General features: G+C 62.5%; 15 protein-coding genes. 8 read left to right on the top strand and 7 right to left on the bottom strand.

Annotation, left to right across the window (positions count from 1 at the left end):
- Positions 1 to 135 precede the first annotated feature (135 nt).
- Positions 136 to 1161 carry an Ldh family oxidoreductase gene (locus ACF8GB_RS07435; protein WP_197844048.1) on the bottom strand — a complete coding sequence of 342 codons (1026 nt, stop codon included), beginning with the start codon at positions 1159 to 1161 and terminating at the stop codon, positions 136 to 138.
- Positions 1162 to 1589: 428 nt separating this feature from the next.
- Here ACF8GB_RS07435 and ACF8GB_RS07430 point away from each other — a divergent pair, with 428 nt between their 5' ends.
- From ACF8GB_RS07430 to ACF8GB_RS07410, 5 genes are all read left to right on the top strand, one after another.
- Complete coding sequence (locus ACF8GB_RS07430) at positions 1590 to 2399, top strand: gamma-glutamyl-gamma-aminobutyrate hydrolase family protein (protein WP_058605392.1); 810 nt, start codon at positions 1590 to 1592, stop codon at positions 2397 to 2399.
- Positions 2400 to 2686: 287 nt separating this feature from the next.
- The gene (gene kdgD / locus ACF8GB_RS07425; RefSeq protein WP_078478530.1) at positions 2687 to 3598 is read left to right on the top strand and encodes a 5-dehydro-4-deoxyglucarate dehydratase; all 912 of its coding nucleotides are present in this window, start codon (positions 2687 to 2689) and stop codon (positions 3596 to 3598) included.
- Between the two features lie 102 nt (positions 3599 to 3700).
- Positions 3701 to 5065 carry an MFS transporter gene (locus ACF8GB_RS07420; RefSeq protein ID WP_058638335.1) on the top strand — a complete coding sequence of 455 codons (1365 nt, stop codon included), beginning with the start codon at positions 3701 to 3703 and terminating at the stop codon, positions 5063 to 5065.
- A 76-nt stretch (positions 5066 to 5141) separates the two neighbouring features.
- Entirely contained in the window at positions 5142 to 6695 is a 1554-nt protein-coding gene (gene garD, locus ACF8GB_RS07415) for a galactarate dehydratase (RefSeq protein WP_144964970.1), read from the top strand.
- Between the two features lie 24 nt (positions 6696 to 6719).
- Complete coding sequence (locus ACF8GB_RS07410) at positions 6720 to 8312, top strand: aldehyde dehydrogenase (NADP(+)) (protein WP_197844046.1); 1593 nt, start codon at positions 6720 to 6722, stop codon at positions 8310 to 8312.
- Positions 8313 to 8357: 45 nt separating this feature from the next.
- Here ACF8GB_RS07410 and ACF8GB_RS07405 read toward each other — a convergent pair whose 3' ends face one another.
- Positions 8358 to 9107, bottom strand: a complete 750-nt coding sequence (locus ACF8GB_RS07405; RefSeq protein ID WP_058638384.1) for a FadR/GntR family transcriptional regulator — start codon at positions 9105 to 9107, stop codon at positions 8358 to 8360.
- 140 nt (positions 9108 to 9247) lie between these two features.
- On the opposite strand from ACF8GB_RS07405, the gene ACF8GB_RS07400 reads away from it, so the two are divergent.
- Positions 9248 to 9898: a DUF998 domain-containing protein gene (locus tag ACF8GB_RS07400; RefSeq protein ID WP_197844045.1), complete on the top strand. Its 651-nt coding sequence runs from the start codon at positions 9248 to 9250 to the stop codon at positions 9896 to 9898.
- Between the two features lie 74 nt (positions 9899 to 9972).
- A complete protein-coding gene (locus ACF8GB_RS07395) occupies positions 9973 to 10302 on the top strand; it encodes a hypothetical protein (RefSeq protein WP_058638339.1) in 330 nt (109 codons plus the stop codon).
- A 135-nt stretch (positions 10303 to 10437) separates the two neighbouring features.
- Here ACF8GB_RS07395 and ACF8GB_RS07390 read toward each other — a convergent pair whose 3' ends face one another.
- Positions 10438 to 11652, bottom strand: coding sequence for a YeeE/YedE family protein (locus tag ACF8GB_RS07390; RefSeq protein WP_058638385.1), 1215 nt, complete (start codon positions 11650 to 11652; stop codon positions 10438 to 10440).
- A 137-nt stretch (positions 11653 to 11789) separates the two neighbouring features.
- Between ACF8GB_RS07390 and ACF8GB_RS07385 the strand changes: the two genes are divergently transcribed.
- On the top strand, positions 11790 to 12698 hold the full coding sequence (locus tag ACF8GB_RS07385; protein ID WP_392526769.1) for a LysR family transcriptional regulator: 909 nt from the start codon (positions 11790 to 11792) through the stop codon (positions 12696 to 12698).
- Here the strand turns inward: ACF8GB_RS07385 and ACF8GB_RS07380 are convergent.
- The 4 genes from ACF8GB_RS07380 to ACF8GB_RS07365 all read right to left on the bottom strand — a co-directional run bounded on the left by ACF8GB_RS07380 (position 12683) and on the right by ACF8GB_RS07365 (position 17501).
- A complete protein-coding gene (locus tag ACF8GB_RS07380) occupies positions 12683 to 13216 on the bottom strand; it encodes a DMT family transporter (RefSeq protein ID WP_392526768.1) in 534 nt (177 codons plus the stop codon). The two genes, ACF8GB_RS07385 and ACF8GB_RS07380, sit on opposite strands and share 16 nt — an antisense overlap.
- A gap of 189 nt (positions 13217 to 13405) precedes the next feature.
- Complete coding sequence (locus ACF8GB_RS07375; protein WP_392526767.1) at positions 13406 to 14695, bottom strand: PQQ-dependent sugar dehydrogenase; 1290 nt, start codon at positions 14693 to 14695, stop codon at positions 13406 to 13408.
- Positions 14692 to 15120, bottom strand: a complete 429-nt coding sequence (locus tag ACF8GB_RS07370) for a DUF2231 domain-containing protein (RefSeq protein WP_196185458.1) — start codon at positions 15118 to 15120, stop codon at positions 14692 to 14694. The genes ACF8GB_RS07375 and ACF8GB_RS07370 overlap by 4 nt, the downstream gene beginning before the upstream one ends.
- Positions 15121 to 15314: 194 nt before the next feature.
- Positions 15315 to 17501 (bottom strand): OsmC domain/YcaO domain-containing protein, encoded by a 2187-nt coding sequence (locus tag ACF8GB_RS07365; protein ID WP_392526766.1) that lies wholly within the window; start codon positions 17499 to 17501, stop codon positions 15315 to 15317.
- Positions 17502 to 17567: the final 66 nt, after the last annotated feature.

Genomic DNA, 17567 nt, shown 5'->3' with positions numbered 1-17567 from the left:
TTGGGATCAGGGCGAGTCAAAAAGGCAGCCAAGAGCATACCCGTACTGGCTGGGAATGGGCACCAACTATCGTGCAAGGGGGATATGCAACACTGCATGATCGGGCGCGGGTCCGCCTACCCTGCCCGGCCGCGATCAGGTGAGCAGATCGCGCAACGCCTGCAGGGCACTGGCGGTGATCGCCACCCCTTCGCGCTGCGCCCGCTCACGCTCCAAGTGCCGCCGCGCACCTGGCATGCGGCTGACACCGGCCGCCTCCATTTGCTCCAGCAGCAGGCGACTGCGCTGGGCGAACCGTTGACCTTGTGCAACCTGCGGGTCGATGACGATCAGCAACTGCCCCGTCCACGGCGTCTTGGCCCCGGGATGGCCGGACCAGTCGAACTCCCACGAAAAATGCCCGCCGGTGAGTGCAGCTGCCAGCAGCTCTACCATCATCGACAGGGCTGAGCCCTTGTGCCCGCCGAACGGAAGCAGGGCACCGCCGTCCAGGATCTTGGCCGGGTCCTGAGTCACCTGGCCCTGCCCGTCCACGCCTACCCCCAGGGCCACTGCCTCCCCGGCGCGGGCTGCCAGCTGCACATCGCCATGGGCCATCGCGCTGGTCGCCATGTCGAATACGATGGGCGGATGCCCTTCGCAGGGCGCAGCGAAGGCGATCGGGTTGGTCCCGAATACCGGCTTGCGTGCACCGTGAGGTACGACGCAGGTCATGCTGTTGACCACGCTCAGGGCAACCAGGCCCTGTTCGGCGAACGGTTCCACGTCCGGCCACAATGCGGCGAAATGGTGGGAATTGTGGATGGCCAGCACTGCGATCCCAGCAGCACGCACCTTGGCTACCAACAAGTCCCGGGCAGCCGCCAGTGCAGGCTGCGCAAAACCACCCCGCGCATCGACGCTAATGTAGCCGGCCGCCAGATCACTGATCTCGGGCGTAGCCTTGCCGTCCACCCAACCGCTGGCCAAGGTCGAGACGTAGCCGGGCATGCGGAACACGCCATGGCTATGGGCGCCATCACGCTCGGCGCTGGCACAGTTGGCGGCCAGTACCCGAGCCACTGCCGGTGTGCAGCCATGACGTTCGAAGATCGACTCAAGCAAGGCTTTGAGCTCAGCAAAGGGAACATGCACGACGGGCTCGCGGGTGGGAATGGCCATCAAACTATCCTTCTTCTGATCATGGAGGGTTGAGCTGCACCGCAACAGCTCAGCAGACTAACCCACGCATGCTGGCAGGGCCACGCGATCCGGTCAGATCAACCTCACAACCTCAACGGCTAGCACATGAAACCCGTGGATCATTGCGCCGCTGCAATGAGTCGACTGCGTCGTTAAGTATTATTGACCCTCGCCCCAGCCAAACCCACGCCGGCGCTGACTTATAGCCCGGTCGACCCCGCAATCCGGGCTTAGAGACCGGCTGCGGTCGTTTGACATATTGAACGGCTCTGGCAATCTAACACCAAGTCCCGACCGACATCGTCGACGCCGACGAGTCGGCAGTGCTCGGGGCCCCAGGTTGCACCAGCGCAGCGCGCCGTGCACCTGCACAACAACGACAGGTTCAACCTGTCCCAAGGTGACATATGTCCAACAGCAACATTGGCAACAAGCAACCTTCCCTGCGCAAACCCATCGTTCTGATGACCATGGGTACCCAAGAGCGCAAAGGCCATGACTACCAAGTCATGACCCACAAATACATCACCCCGCTGGTCGACTTCGCCGATTGCGTCCCGGTCCTGGTGCCCACCTGCTGTGGCACCGAGGCACTGGAGACCTACCTGGACATGGCCGACGGCGTGTACTTGACGGGTGCGGGCAGCAACATCGACCCAGCGCTGTATGGCCAGGAGAACGAGACCCCGGGCAAGGGCCAGGACAAGAACCGCGACCTGTTCGACATTCCGCTGGTCAAGGCCGCAATCAAGCGCGGCCTGCCCATCTTCGGCGTGTGCCGGGGCATGCAGGAAATCAACGTGGCGCTGGGCGGGGACATCTATCAAAAGGTCTACGCCGAGCCTGGCTTCAATGATCACCGCGAAAACCCCGAAGACCCTGTCGAGGTGCAGTACGCGCAGGCCCACAGCGTGAAGATCAAGCCCGGTAGCTGGCTGCGCGACACCCTTGGCACGGATGAGATTCGCGTCAACTCCCTGCACGGCCAAGGGCTGCGCAACCTGGGCAAGGGCATCGAAGCTATTGCCCACGCCGAAGACGGGCTCGTCGAGGCCATTCATGCCCCGAGCCTTTCGCCCTTCCTCTTTGCCGTGCAATGGCACCCAGAGTGGCAAGCTGCCAAGAATCCTGATTCGATCAAGATCTTCCAGGCGTTTGGCGATGCGTGTAGAGCGCACGTGCGCAAGGTACAGGGCAAGCCTCAACAGGCTGCCTGATCACTCGCACGCATCCGAGCAGTAAAGCATGGGGCGGCGCAAGGCCGCCCCAGTCGTTTGTGGATGCAACTGCCCAACCCTAGAGATACGATGACCTGACAGCAGAACCCGCTGTCCACGGCCCCTGCCGCACGCTATCACCCCGCCATGGCGAGTCATCGACGCCACCCTTAAATCAGCCCGACCAAAAAAACCTCCCTAAGGGACTGGTCTTGAAAGAGGTTGTACGATAACTTACCTCACATACACCGCATCACTCCCACCCAAGCGTCTGGATGCCTATAACAATGAACCCACAAGAACTGAAATCCATCCTCTCCCACGGCTTGCTGTCGTTTCCTGTCACCGACTTCGATGCGCAGGGCGATTTCAATCAGGCCGGCTACATCAAACGCCTGGAATGGTTGGCCCCATACGGCGCAAGTGCGCTGTTCGCCGCCGGGGGTACGGGCGAATTCTTCTCCCTGGCTGCCAGCGAATACAGCCAGGTCATCAAGACAGCGGTGGACACCTGCGCCACGTCGGTACCTATCCTGGCGGGCGTTGGTGGTGCAACCCGCCAGGCCATCGAGTATGCGCAGCAAGCCGAGCGCCTGGGGGCCAAGGGGTTGCTGTTGCTGCCGCACTACCTCACCGAAGCCAGCCAGGATGGCGTCGCCGCCCATGTAGAGGCCGTGTGCCAGTCGGTCAACATCGGGGTGGTGGTCTATAACCGCAACGTCTGTCGCCTCAACGCCACCTTGCTCGAACAATTGGCCGAGCGGTGCCCGAACCTGATCGGCTACAAGGACGGCTTGGGTGACATTGAACTGATGGTGTCGATCCGCCGCCGGCTGGGTGAGCGTTTCAGCTACCTGGGCGGGCTACCGACTGCCGAAGTTTACGCTGCGGCGTACAAAGCGCTGGGCGTGCCGGTGTATTCATCGGCGGTATTCAACTTCATCCCCAAGACCGCCATGGACTTCTACCACGCCATTGCCCGGGACGATCATGCCACCGTGGCCAAGCTGATCGACGACTTCTTCCTGCCCTACCTGGACATTCGTAACCGCAAGGCCGGTTACGCCGTCAGCATCGTCAAGGCGGGTGCCCGCATTGCCGGCCATGATGCAGGCCCGGTTCGTGCCCCACTGACCGACCTGAGCCCCGATGAGTACGAAATGCTTGCGGCCCTGATGGACAAGATGGGGCCGCAGTAAACCCTCGCGGCGCCTGCCAGCGCCGCGTCCGGAGTGGGCTCGTCTTACTCCGGCATAAATCGAAGACCCCGCACAACAATAACTAGTGGGAGTACTACCAGCATGCAAGCGACGAAGAAAACGCATGTGCGCTACCTGATCCTGTTCATGCTGTTCGTGGTGACCACGATCAACTACGCCGACCGCGCAACCATCGCCATTGCAGGGTCGAGCCTGCAAAAAGACCTGGGCATCGACGCCGTCACCCTGGGCTACATATTCTCGGCCTTCGGCTGGGCCTATGTGGCCGGACAGATCCCCGGCGGATGGTTGCTCGATCGCTTCGGCTCAAAAAACGTCTATGCATTCAGCATCTTCACCTGGTCACTGTTCACCTTGCTGCAAGGCTTCGTCGGCGGCCTGCCGGTGGCCTGGGCAGTGGTCACTCTGTTTACCCTGCGTTTTCTGGTCGGTTTTGCCGAAGCGCCGTCGTTCCCCGGCAACGCCCGCATCGTCGCCGCCTGGTTTCCGACCCAGGAGCGCGGCACGGCCTCGGCGATCTTCAACTCGGCGCAGTATTTTGCCACTGCCCTGTTCGCACCGCTGATGGGCTGGATCGTGTTCAGCTTCGGCTGGGAGCATGTGTTCGTGGTCATGGGCGTGCTGGGCATCCTTTTCTCGATCATATGGCTCAAGACCATCTACAACCCCCGCCAGCACCCGCGTATCAGCCCCGCCGAGCTTGAACACATCGAGCAGAACGGCGGCTTGGTGGACATGGACCACAAGCGCGGCAACGACGGGCCCAAGTGGGGCTACATCAAGCAATTGCTGACCAGCCGCATGCTCCTGGGTGTGTACCTTGGCCAGTACTGCATCAACGCCATCACCTACTTCTTCCTGACCTGGTTCCCGGTGTACCTGGTTCAGGAACGGGGCATGACCATCCTCAAAGCAGGGTTCATCGCTTCGCTGCCAGCCATCTGTGGCTTCATCGGTGGGGTACTGGGCGGCGTGATCTCGGACTGGCTGCTGCGCCGCGGCCATTCGCTGACCTTCTCGCGCAAACTGCCCATCGTGTGCGGCCTGATGTTGTCCACCACCATGGTGTTCTGCAACTACGTCGATGCCGAATGGATGGTGGTGGGCTTCATGACCCTCGCTTTCTTCGGCAAAGGCATAGGTGCGTTGGGCTGGGCAGTGGTGGCCGACACCTCCCCCAAGCAGATCGCCGGCCTGTCCGGCGGGCTGTTCAATACCTTCGGCAACATCGCCTCGATCACAACGCCTATCGTGATTGGCTACATCATCAGCGCCACCGGCTCGTTCAAGTGGGCGCTGGTCTATGTGGGCGCCAACGCGCTGGTGGCAGTACTGAGCTACCTGGTGATCGTCGGCCCCATCAAGCGAATCGAGCTGCGCGAAGAGTCGCCTGAGTCCAAGCCGGCGTCAGTGCCGGATGCCCAGCTTGCCAGCCCGCGTCACTGATTGAGCACGTGCGCACGGACTAGCCCGTGCGCACGCACGTACAAAAGCCTGAGAACCTGAACAATAGGGCCCGAACATGCAGCTGATCGAACATTCCGAATCGCCGCGCTACATCCGCCTGCACGAGGACGACAATGTCGTGGTGGTGGTCAATGACGGCGGCCTGGGCGAAGGGGCCCGGTTCGTCGACGGGCTGACCCTGGTAGAAGACGTGCCGCAGAGCCACAAGGTGGCCACCGTGCCTATCCCCAAGGGCCAAGCGGTTCGACGCTATGGCCAGGTGATCGGTTATGCCCTTGAGGACCTGCGCCAGGGCAGTTGGGTGCAGGAGGGGCAGCTGGCCATGCCCGCCCCGCCTGAGCTGGACAATCTGCCATGCTGCGATGCAGTTCCCCAGCCACAACCGCCGCTGCAGGGCCATACCTTCGAAGGCTATCGCAATGCCGACGGCACGGTTGGCACTCGTAATATCCTGGGTATCACCACCACCGTGCAATGCGTCACTGGGGTGCTGGAGCATGCCGTCAAGCGCATCCGCCACGAGCTGCTGCCGCGCTATAGGAATGTGGACGATGTGGTCGCCCTCACCCACAGCTACGGCTGCGGCGTGGCCATCAATGCTCGCGATGCCTATATCCCCATCCGCACCGTGCGCAACCTGGCGCGCAACCCCAACCTGGGTGGCGAAGCGCTGGTCATCAGCCTGGGTTGTGAAAAACTGCAGGCCAGCCAGGTGATGCACGACGACGACCCCTCGGTCGACCTCAGCGAGCCCTGGCTGTATCGCCTGCAGGACGCAAGCCTGGGCTTCACTGAGATGATCGAGCAGATCATGGCCCTGGCCGAAACCCGCCTGAAGAAACTCGACAAGCGCAGGCGCGAGACCGTGCCGGCCAGTGAGTTGATCCTGGGCATGCAGTGCGGCGGCAGCGATGCCTTCTCGGGCATCACCGCCAACCCGGCACTTGGCTATGCGGCAGACCTGCTCGTGCGGGCCGGTGCAACGGTGCTGTTCTCAGAAGTGACCGAGGTGCGCGACGCCATCTACATGCTTACCTCCCGCGCCCAGGACCGGCAGGTGGCCGATGCGCTGGTACGCGAAATGGACTGGTACGACCGCTACCTGCACCAGGGCGCTGCCGATCGCAGCGCCAATACCACGCCAGGCAACAAGAAAGGCGGCTTGTCGAACATTGTCGAGAAAGCACTGGGGTCGATCGTCAAGTCAGGCAGCGGCGCCATTCAAGGTGTGCTCGGGCCAGGGGAACGGGTGAGCGGCAAGGGGCTTATCTTCTGTGCCACCCCTGCCAGCGACTTCGTCTGCGGCACCCTGCAGCTGGCCGCCGGGATGAACCTGCATGTGTTCACTACCGGCCGCGGTACGCCCTATGGCCTGGCGATGGCACCGGTAGTGAAGGTGTGCACCCGCACCGAGCTGGCGCAGCGCTGGCCGGACCTCATCGACATCGACGCCGGGCGTATCGCCACGGGCCGCAGCACCATCGAAGAGCTGGGCTGGGAGCTGTTCCACTACTACCTGGACGTGGCCAGCGGGCGCAAACACACCTGGGCCGAGCAACACCGCCTGCATAACGACATCACCCTGTTCAATCCCGCACCCATTACCTGATCCCTTGTCCCTGAGGAGTTCCAGATGCCAGAGATTCTTGGCCACAACTTCATCGCCAGCCAGCGCAGCGCAGCCGGCACGCAGCGCCTGCAAAGCCTGGATGCCACCACTGGCGAGCCCCTGCCCTATAGCTTCGCACAAGCCACCGAGCGCGAGGTGGCCGAGGCGGCCGAGGCCGCACAGGCCGCCTTCGCGGGGTTTCGTCAATTGCCACCGGCACGCCGCGCCGAGTTTCTGGACGCCATTGCCGCGGAGCTCGATGCGCTCGACGATGCCTTCGTGGCGATCGTCTGCCGTGAAACCGCCTTACCGACAGCTCGGATCCAGGGTGAGCGCGGCAGGACCAGTGGTCAGATGCGCCTGTTTGCTCAGGTGCTGCGCCGAGGCGACTATCTGGGTGCGCGCATCGACCTGGCCCAACCAGACCGTAAGCCGCTGCCGCGGGTGGACCTGCGACAGATGCGCATCGGCGTTGGTCCTGTAGCGGTGTTCGGCGCGAGCAACTTCCCCCTGGCCTTCTCTACCGCCGGTGGTGACACCGCTGCTGCACTGGCTGCCGGTTGCCCGGTGGTATTCAAGGCGCACAGCGGCCATATGGCCACCGCCGACCTGGTCGGTTGTGCCATCGAACGCGCGGTCGCCCGTACCGGCATGCCCAAAGGTGTGTTCAACATGGTGTTCGGGGCAGGCGTGGGTGAGCCATTGGTCAAGCATCCGGCCATCCAGGCAGTGGGCTTCACCGGCTCGCTCAAAGGTGGCGATGCCCTGTGCCGCATGGCCGCCGAGCGCCCCCAGCCGATCCCGGTGTTTGCCGAAATGTCGAGCATCAACCCGGTGATTGTCCTGCCCGGGGCGCTGGCCAAGCGCGGCGAAGCCATTGCGCGTGAACTGGCAGGCTCCGTTTGCATGGGGGCTGGGCAGTTCTGCACCAACCCGGGGTTGGTGATAGGCCTGCAATCCCCCGCTTTCAGCCAACTCCTCGAAGACTTGGGCACCCATCTGGACCAACAGGCCGGCCAGACCATGCTCAATGCAGGTGGCCTGCGAAGCTATGTCAGTGGGCTGGATCACCTTCACGCCCATGACGGCATCGTGCACCTGGCCGGCCAGCCGCAGACAGGCCCCCAGGCACGTGCACAACTGTTCAAAGCCGAGGCCCGCCTGCTAGTGGCGTCCGACCCGCTTTTGCAGGAAGAAGTCTTCGGTCCGACGACAGTAGCGGTGCAAGCGCGCGACGAGGAACAACTGCGCAGCGCCCTGCAGGGCCTGAGAGGCCAACTGACCGCGACGCTGATCGGCGAGCCGGAAGACTTTGCTGCGTTCGCCTGGTTGGTACCGCTGCTTGAGGAAAAGGTCGGCCGCATCCTGGTCAACGGCTATCCAACAGGTGTGGAGGTATGCGATGCCATGGTCCACGGCGGCCCGTACCCCGCCACCTCGGACGCTCGGGGCACGTCTGTCGGCACGTTGGCCATCGACCGATTCCTGCGGCCGGTGTGCTACCAGAACTACCCCCAGGCGCTGCTGCCCGAGCCGCTGCGCGACAGCAATCCGCTGGGGTTGCGCCGGTTGGTCAATGGCCAGTGGAGTGAAGAAGCGCTCCAAGGTAGATCTTGAGTCGTTAGCCGGGATGAGGGACACCCGGAGGCTGGGGCGGTTAGGTCACGCCCCGCTCACCTGCGCCCGCTCATGGGCTTGGCGCAGCCGCTCCCGACTGTTGCTCAGGTGCATGCGCATGGCCATCTTCGCCCCTTCACTGTCCTGGCGAGCAATCGCCTCATAGATCGCTTCGTGCTCATGCATCAACCGGCTCATGTAGTGGGGCTGGTCGTCGTGGGCCAGGCGAGCAGAGTTGAGGCGGGTTCGAGGGATGATGCTGGTGCCCAGGTGGTTGATGATGTCGGCGAAATAGTGATTACCGCTGGCCTGGGCAATGCGCAGGTGGAATTGAAAGTCCGCGGACACTGCGTCGGTAGCATGTGCTGCTTGTTCATTTAGCTCATCGAGGGCTGCGCGCATCCCGGCCAGCTCTTCATCGCTGCGTCGCTGAGCCGCCAGGCTGGCCGATTCGATTTCGAGGGCGATGCGCAGCTCCAGTACCGCAAGTACTTCGCGCAGCGTCACCACCGTAGCCGGGTCGATGCGCAGCCCCCCGACCGGCGGAGCGTCCAGCACGAAGGTACCGATACCGTGACGGGTCTCCACCTGCCCGGCGGCTTGCAAGCGCGAGATCGCCTCACGCACGACCGTGCGGCTGACCCCTTCCTCAGCCATGATCTGCGATTCGGTCGGCAGCTTGTCACCGCGCTTGAGTTGACCACTGCGGATGCGTTCGGTCAGCACTGTGACCAGTTCCTGGGCCAGGCTGCGCGGCTTGCGCCTGGCCCGTGGCGGTGGTTGTAGATCTGACATGCCCTGGGCTTCACCTTGAAAGACAGCCGCCATGATAGCGCAGGCAGTTGTACGATCACATACGGCTGCAACGCTATCGGTGCTGGCGCTATCACCAGACCGTTTGTTAAGGTCCGGGCTTTCCACGGAAGGATGCCTGCATGAAATTGCTCGATCGATCACTGCTCAGCTGTGGCTTGCTCATTCCATTGTGGCTAGCTCTGGGCGTTACGCTGACCGCCATGGCCTACCCCGGCTACGATCATCTGCAATTGGCCATGAGCCAGCTTGGCGCCGTCGGTGCCCCAACCCATCATCTTTCCCCGCTGGTGAACAATTTCCCGTTAGCGCTACTGTTCGCCTTGTTCGCATGGGGCATTGCCCGGCGCTGGCGCGGATCCCGGCTGGCCATGGTCAGTGCAGCGCTGTTGTTGCTGCACGCCGTTGGCAGCTTGGGCACGGGATGGTTCGCCTGCGACCAAGGCTGCGCGCCTGAACAGCCTTCCACGTCGCAGCAGTTGCACAACCTGTCCGGGCTGTTGATGTTCTTGTCCTTGACCCTCGCCAGTGCCCTGTGGATCTGGCTTGGCGCCCGCATCGCGCACTCGCGCGCCCTGGCGGTCTTCTCGCTGGCCTGTACCCTTGGGGCACTTGTCACAGTCGGGTTCATGGGCCAGGCCATGCAGAGCGGCGAATTGTTCGGGCTTTACCAGCGCCTCAATTATGGGGTGGGCGTGCTGTGGGTAGCGGCTATTGCCTGGTACAGCCTGCGCGAACATGCCAGCACAGGCGCCAAAGCTGCGCTGGCCTGAAGGCAAACTGCTGGCCCCCGGCTTTGGAAGGAGGAGGCAAACTTCCTTCTCCTTCAGAAGCTTAGGACAGGAACATGCGAGTAATTCTAGCAATCACGACGGGCTGCCTGCTGGCTACGGCAGGTATCGGCGCCAGCGCCCGACCTTTGACTCAGAACGATCGCCAAGCCTGCAAGTGGGGCGCGCAGATTGCAGCCCAGGCCCAGCAGGCCAAGCTGTCTGGGGTCACGCTGTATACCGCACGCAAGAAGCTGCAGGCACGCAAGTTTGCCAAGCCGTGGATGCGCATGACCGCCTTCGGCATTACCGAGCAGACCTATAACAGTCGCTCGAGGCTCTCACCTGCTGCCATCAGCAAAACCTACCAGGAGCAATGTGTGCAACATGCGCTGGCACGCAGATAGCTATACATATCAATTAGTTACTAAACATAGTTGATAAAAAATATTAGCAACTACCCTTCCCGCCATGCTTGGTTCAGCCATTTCGAACCTTGCGTTGAATGGCCCAGTCGGGTATCAACGGGCCAGCCCTTCGCCTTAACAGCCGGTCAAGGTCGTCGCGCGACGCTCCCCTGCAAAGAACGCAGGGCGCAGCCGCACCCCGATCACGTTGCCCAGGTAGGCGGCGATCAGCCATAGCCAGCCGTGCACGCTCCCTGAAGCGATGCCGCTGAAATAAGCGCCGATATTGCAGCCGTAGGCCAGGCGCGAACCGTAGCCCAGCAACAGGCCGCCGATGACGGCGGCGATCAATGACGGCAGCGGGATCTTCAGGCTTGGCGCAAAACGCCCGGCAAGGCCTGCTGCAAGCAACGCCCCCACCACGATGCCCAGGTCCATGACGGTGGTCACATCCTGCCAGACCGGCGAAGCCAAGGCTTTGGCATTTGCCGGTGCCTGCCAGAACACCCAGCTGCTCACCTGAACACCCAGGCTGTCCAGCACCTTGGCGCCCCATAAGGCGAAGGCTGAGGTGATGCCCCAGGGCCGTCCAGCCAAGGCCAGGGTGGCATAGTTGAGCACGGCCAACGCGACGGCGCCCCAGAGCAACGGCCAGGGGCCTCGCACAAAGCGTTGCAGACCTGCCCGGTCATGCTGCTCGGGCTGTTCAAGCCTGCCGTGGCGGCGCTTTTCCAGGTGCACAGTGACCCAGGCGATCAGGCCGAACACGCCCAGGCTCACCAGCAAGGCAGGTACCAGGCCCCATGCCTGCACGATTGAGGTCGCAGGCAAGGATGGCAAGGCAAACCACCAGTCGGCGTGGTGCGTGGCGGTCACGGAACCGATGATGAAGAACAGCAGGGTTACCAGCATGCGGGCATTGCCGCCGCCAACGGTGAACAAGGTGCCCGACGCGCAGCCGCCCCCCAGTTGCATGCCGATGCCGAAGATGAAAGCCCCGAACACGACGGACACCCCGGCCGGTGCCACAAGGCCCGTCACGGGGGTGCCGAACAGGTTACCGGCCGCAAGCGCCGGGAAGAACAGCAGTACAGCCAGCGCCAGCATGACCATCTGCGCACGCAAGCCGGCGCCGCGCCGCTCATTGATGAACACGCGCCAGGCAGAGGTGAAGCCGAAGGCCGCGTGATACAACGTCAGGCCCAGCGCAGCCCCCAGCAGCAGAAGCAGGACCTGCCTGAAGCCTGCATTGACATCCAGGAACCAAGCGCCAGCTATCAGTAGACCCAACGCGACAAGGGGTGCGCCCAGACGGCGCGGTTCAGGTGAAACGGTAGCGGAAAGACCCATCGAAATACTCGGAAAAAAATCGAACAGGTGCGCAGTATAACGGCAACCACCGGTGAGGTCGTGTAGTGCCGCCAGCGGTGCAGGCGCGCATTTGTTAGGCTTGGCCCCTGCCCCCTTACGGATCAGACCCACGAACCATGGATCAATTGCGCCGAATCGACCTGAACCTGCTGCTGGCCCTGCACGCCCTGCTTACCGAGCGGCATGTAACACGCGCTGCCATTCGCCTGCACCGCAGCCAGCCGGCCGTCAGCCATGCGCTGGCGCAGTTGCGCGAGCATTTCGATGATCCTCTGCTGGTACGTCAGGGTGGCACGATGACGCTCACCGCGCGGGCTCAGGCGTTGGCCCAACCGCTGGAGGACGCATTGGCCAATCTGGAGGGGCTGCTGAGCACGCCGCAATTCGATGCTACGCAGGCCCGGCGACGCTTCCGTCTCTCGCTGTCGGACTATGCAGCACGGATCATCCTGCCACCTGTGCTGCGCCATGTGCGGCGCGTTGCCCCGGGCATCGACCTGGCGGTCAGCCAGGCCAGTCGCGAGGCAATGGTGGCTCAATTGCTCGATGGAGAACTGGACCTGGCGCTGGGGGTCTTTCCGGAATTACCTCAAGGCATCACCGCCCAGTCACTGTTTGCAGATCGCTTCGTAAGCGTGGCTGACCATCAGACGCTGCCGGCCACGGGCAAATTGAGTTTGAGCCAGTGGTTGGCGCGCCCCCATGTGCTGGTGGCTACGCGCCCCGACGCCTTCGATGAGATTGACCGTGCACTGGCCGCCCAAGGTCAGCGCCGGCACATTGCCCTGGCGCTGCCGCACTGGAGCGCAGCCGTAGAAGTAGTGAAAGATACCGACCTGATTCTGACCGTAGCGCGACGGGCCCTCGCCCCGCTGCCTGCCCATGGGGGGCTGTGTGAGTTCGTCCCTCCGCTGCCTTTGGACAGCATCGATTACCGGCAAGCCTGGCACAGCCGCAAGCAGGGTGATGCAGGGCATCGCTGGCTGCGCGAGACGGTGCTGGCATGCTGTCAGCCAGAGGTATGATCGTGGCTTGAGCGCTCCACCGCGGGCTCGCTTTTGCTGGGGGTACTGGTGGCCCACTGACCCTGCACCAACCACACGCCGGCCAGGATCATCACAAGTCCAAAAATTCGCGCCAGCCCCAGGGGCCTGCCAGGCAGGTTCATGATGGCAAAATGATCAGCAACCACCGCCGTAACGATCTGCCCTGCCACCACCAGCACCAGAAAGCCTGCCGCGCCAAGCTTGGGCGTCAGCGCCGCCGCCCCTGCCACATACAGGGCGCCCAGCACACCGCCGATCCAGAGCCACCATGGCCCCTGCAGCGCCCTGCCGATGTCAGGCGCAGGTACCCGCAACACCAGCAGCGCTGCAATGACAACCACGGCGCTGACGGCAAGCGACGCAAATGCGCCCCACAGCCAGTGACCGAGCGCCCTGCCTGCAGCGGCATTGCCTGCCGCTTGAAACGGCAGAACCGCGCCAGCAATCAACGCCAAAACAATGGGTAACAGCACTATCATCATGGATTTACTGAACATGACCGTTCTCGCTACACAGGACGGGGTTCAGCATGAGGCTATTGACGCCTCGCATGGAAATCGAAAGCCGAGATGGAAACTATTCGTGTGGCGAATAGCGAATCTGCGTGGCTACGCCAAGACGTAATAACCGTGATCCTAGAGAGTAAGCCACAGGGACGGACAGTCCCGCCCCTGCAGCCGATTGCATCAGTTGCGGGTCACCCGCCATACGGTGTTGGCCAGATCGTCCGCAATGATCAATGCCCCACGCGGATCGACTGTCACACCCACTGGACGCCCACGCGTCTTGCCATCTTCACCTCGAAAGCCGGTGGCGAAATCGATGGGCTCGCCTGCCGGCTTGCCGTTGCTGAACGGCACGAAGATGACCTTGTAGCCAACCGGGTTCGGCCTGTTCCAGCTGCCGTGCTCGCCCACGAACACCCCCTCGGCAAAGCCTTGGCCCATGGCGGCCGTTGAGAAGTCGACACCCAGCGCCGCGACATGCGACCCCAGGCTGTAGTCGGGCTTGATCGCCGCAGCTACTTTGTCAGGATTCTGCGGCCGCACTCGGTCGTCGACGTTCTGCCCCCAGTAGCTGTAGGGCCAGCCGTAAAAGCCGCCCTCACGCACGGACGTCAGGTAGTCGGGGACCAGGTCTGGGCCCAGTTCGTCGCGCTCGTTGACCACTGTCCAGAGCTGCCCGGTACCCGGCTGGATAGCCAGTGCAGTGGGGTTGCGCAGCCCGGTGGCGTAGGGCCGATGTGCGCCCGTCTGGGCATCGACTTCCCACACCATCGCACGGTCGATCTCGACCTCAAGGCCGCGCTCGGTAATGTTGCTGTTCGAACCGATGCCGACATAGAGGAAGCGGCCGTCCGGGCTGATGGTCAGCGCTTTGGTCCAGTGGTGGTTGATCTCGGCCGGCAGGTCGGTGAGCTTGACCGGTGGACCGTCGGCCTTTGTCTGGCCGTCGCGGTAGTCGAAGCGCACCAGCGCATCCTGATTGGCCACGTACAACTTGCCATCGGCAAATGCCAGGCCATAGGGCGCATTCAGGTTGTCGGCAAAAACGGTCTGCAGCTCATACTTGCCATCACCATCGGCATCGCGCAACAGGGTCAGGCGGTTGCCGCCCTTGACCTGGGTATTGCCCTTGGCCTTGATCTGGCTGGCGATCACATCCTTGGGCTTGAGTTTGGCAGCGCTGCCGCCACGCCCTTCGGCCACCAGGATGTCGCCGTTGGGCAGCACCAGGCTCTGACGCGGGATCTTCAAGTCGGTCGCGATGGCCGTGACGCTGAAACCGTCGGGCACGGTCGGCTTTTGCTGCCCCCAGGCCACCGGCTCGGCGATCTTCATGCTGGGCAGCAGACCGCGCTGGGGCTCGGGCAGCTTCGGGTCAGGCCCACGGGCCTGGGTGGGGTCACCCTCACCGCCGCAAGCCGCCAGCAACAGCGAAAGGGACAACAAGCTCACAGCGTGCAGCGCTCTCATGCTTCACCTCCCGAACGCAGGTTGCTCAAGCCAAGCCACGCCGTCACCACAGCGAGCACGGTCACGATCACCGACAGTACCAGCCCGGACGGCATCACAGCCCAGGCGTCCTTGGCATGCTCGAAGGCGTTGACCAACCCCAGCACCCACGTCACCAGCAAGAGCAAGAAGTAAAGGGTTGGCCGCCCGGTCTTGAGTCGAGCGCTAATCAGGTTGGCCAGGGCGAACAGCAGGGCCAGCCCGCAGAACACCAACCCGCCTGCGATCAGCCAGGCGGCAAAGTTGCTCCATTGGATCTGGTAGCTGTTGTAGTAGGCAATGTCACTGATCATTGCCCCCAGGAACAGTGGCACGGTGCCCGCCAACAATAATGCATGCAGCGGGCCAGGTCTGCAGCGGTACAGGGTAGGGTCGGAAACGGTCACGGTGCCTCCTTTTCGTTCAGTGACCGGGGCCGACGAGAGACGGCCCACGGGGATGCGCAGGGTGCGCCTAGCAAATGAGCACCCTGGCGAGCCGATAGTTCAGCCATACATAGCTGAAATATCCTGCAAAAAACCCCGAACCGCTGCCCTTCGTGGCATACGCGGCCTATCCAGGCCCGCATGCCTGCCAGACGTCAGGCCAGTCGCGCCCGAGCGGCGTGCAGCTTCTTGTAGCTGTCGATCAGACGCAGGTGGCGATCCAGCCCTTCGAGCTTCATGCTGGTCGGGGTCAGGCCGTGGAAGCGCACGCTTCCCTTGATCGAGCCCAGCACCGCATCCATGCGCGGGTTGCCGAACATGCGGCGGAAATTGACTTCGTAGTCGGCCATGTCCAGTTCATCGTCCAATTGCACTTCCAATGCCACATTAAGCGCCTGGTAGAACAGCCCCCGTTCCACGGTGTTGTCGTTGAACTGAAGAAACGCCTCGACCAGCTCTTTGGCCTCCTCGAAGCGCTGCACGGCCAGGCAGATGAGCAGCTTGAGCTCAAGGATGGTCAGTTGCCCCCATACCGTGTTGTCGTCGAATTCAACGCCAATCAGCGTGGTGATGGTGGTGTAGTCATCGACATCGCAATTGTCCAGGCGCTTTAGCAGGAGCTTGAGCGAGCGGTTGTCCAGGCGGTGCAGGTTGAGGATGTCGGCGCGGAAAGAAAGCGCCCGGTTGGTGTTGTCCCAGATCAGGTCCTCGACCGGGTAGATTTCCGAATAGCCTGGTACCAGGATTCGGCAGGCGATTGCACCGAGGTTGTCGTACACGGCCATGTAGACCTCTTTGCCAAGGTCTTCGAGGATGCCGAACAAGGTGGCTGCCTCCTGCGCATTGGCACCTTCGCCCTGGGCAGTGAAATCCCAATCGACGAACTCGAAGTCAGCCTTGGCGCTGAAGAAGCGCCACGACACAACACCGCTGGAGTCGATGAAATGCTCGACGAAATTGTTCGGCTCGGTCAGGGCGTGGCTTTCGAAGGTGGGCTGTGGCAGGTCGTTCAAACCTTCGAAGCTGCGGCCCTGCAGCAGTTCGGTCAAGCTGCGCTCCAAGGCCACCTCAAGGCTTGGGTGCGCACCGAACGAAGCGAACACACCACCGGTGCGCGGGTTCATCAGGGTGACGCACATCACCGGGAATTCGCCACCCAGCGAGGCGTCCTTGACCAGTACTGGGAAGCCCTGCTCCTCCAGCCCCTGGATACCCGCGACGATGGACGGATAGCGGGCCAGCACCTCGGCGGGAACGTCCGGCAGGCACAGCTCGCCTTCGAGGATTTCACGCTTGACCGCACGCTCGAAGATTTCGGACAAGCACTGCACCTGCGCTTCGGCCAGCGTGTTGCCCGCGCTCATGCCGTTGCTCAGGAACAGGTTCTCGATCAGGTTCGACGGGAAGTACACCACCTGCTGGTCTGATTGGCGCACGAACGGCAGCGAACAGATGCCCCGGGCGGTGTTGCCCGAGTTGGTGTCGTACAGGTGCGAGCCGCGCAGTTCGCCATCGGGGTTATAGATGGCCAGGCAATGCGCGTCGAGGATTTCGTCAGGCAGGGCATCCCGAGGGCCGGGCTTGAACCACTGTTCGTCCGGGTAGTGCACGAACGCCGCATTGGCCAGCTCCTCTCCCCAGAACTGATCGTTGTAGAAGAAATTGCAGTTCAGCCGCTCGATGAATTCGCCCAGGGCAGACGCCAGCGCCGCTTCTTTGGTAGCGCCCTTGCCATTGGTGAAGCACATGGGCGACTGCGCATCGCGCACATGCAACGACCAGACGTTGGGCACGATATTGCGCCACGAAGCAATTTCGATCTTCATGCCGAGGTCGGCCAGGATGCCGGACATGTTGGCAATCGTCTGTTCCAGTGGCAGGTCCTTGCCAGGGATACGGGTGCTGGTTTCGGCCACCGGCATGAGCAAACCCTGGGCATCGGCATCGAGGTTGTCGACCACCTCGATCACGAATTGCGGACCGGTCTGCACCACCTTCTTGACCGTGCAGCGCTCGATCGAACGCAAGATGCCCTGGCGGTCCTTGTCGGTGATGTCTTCCGGCAGCTCCACCTGGATCTTGAACACCTGGTTGTAGCGGTTCTCGGGGTCGACGATGTTGTTCTGCGACAGGCGTATGTTTTCGGTGGGAATGCCGCGTGTCTGGCAGTAGAGCTTGACGAAGTAAGCCGCGCACAGCGCCGAGGACGCCAGGAAATAGTCGAATGGCCCAGGGGCCGAGCCATCGCCCTTGTAGCGGATCGGTTGATCGGCGATCACCGTGAAGTCATCGAACTTGGCTTCGAGACGGAGATTGTCGAGAAAATTGACCTTGATTTCCATGCGGGTTTACCGTGATTTTAAGCGTGCAAAACACAATGCTCGGCATTATCCGGTTTTTCACAGCGG

The organism is Pseudomonas sp. xss_4 (assembly GCF_043104125.1).
In the GTDB taxonomy this organism is placed as follows: Bacteria; Pseudomonadota; Gammaproteobacteria; order Pseudomonadales; family Pseudomonadaceae; genus Aquipseudomonas; species Aquipseudomonas parafulva_B.
The sequence above is the reverse complement of the archived record's forward strand: the minus strand, read 5'-3'. Positions and strand labels throughout refer to the sequence as shown.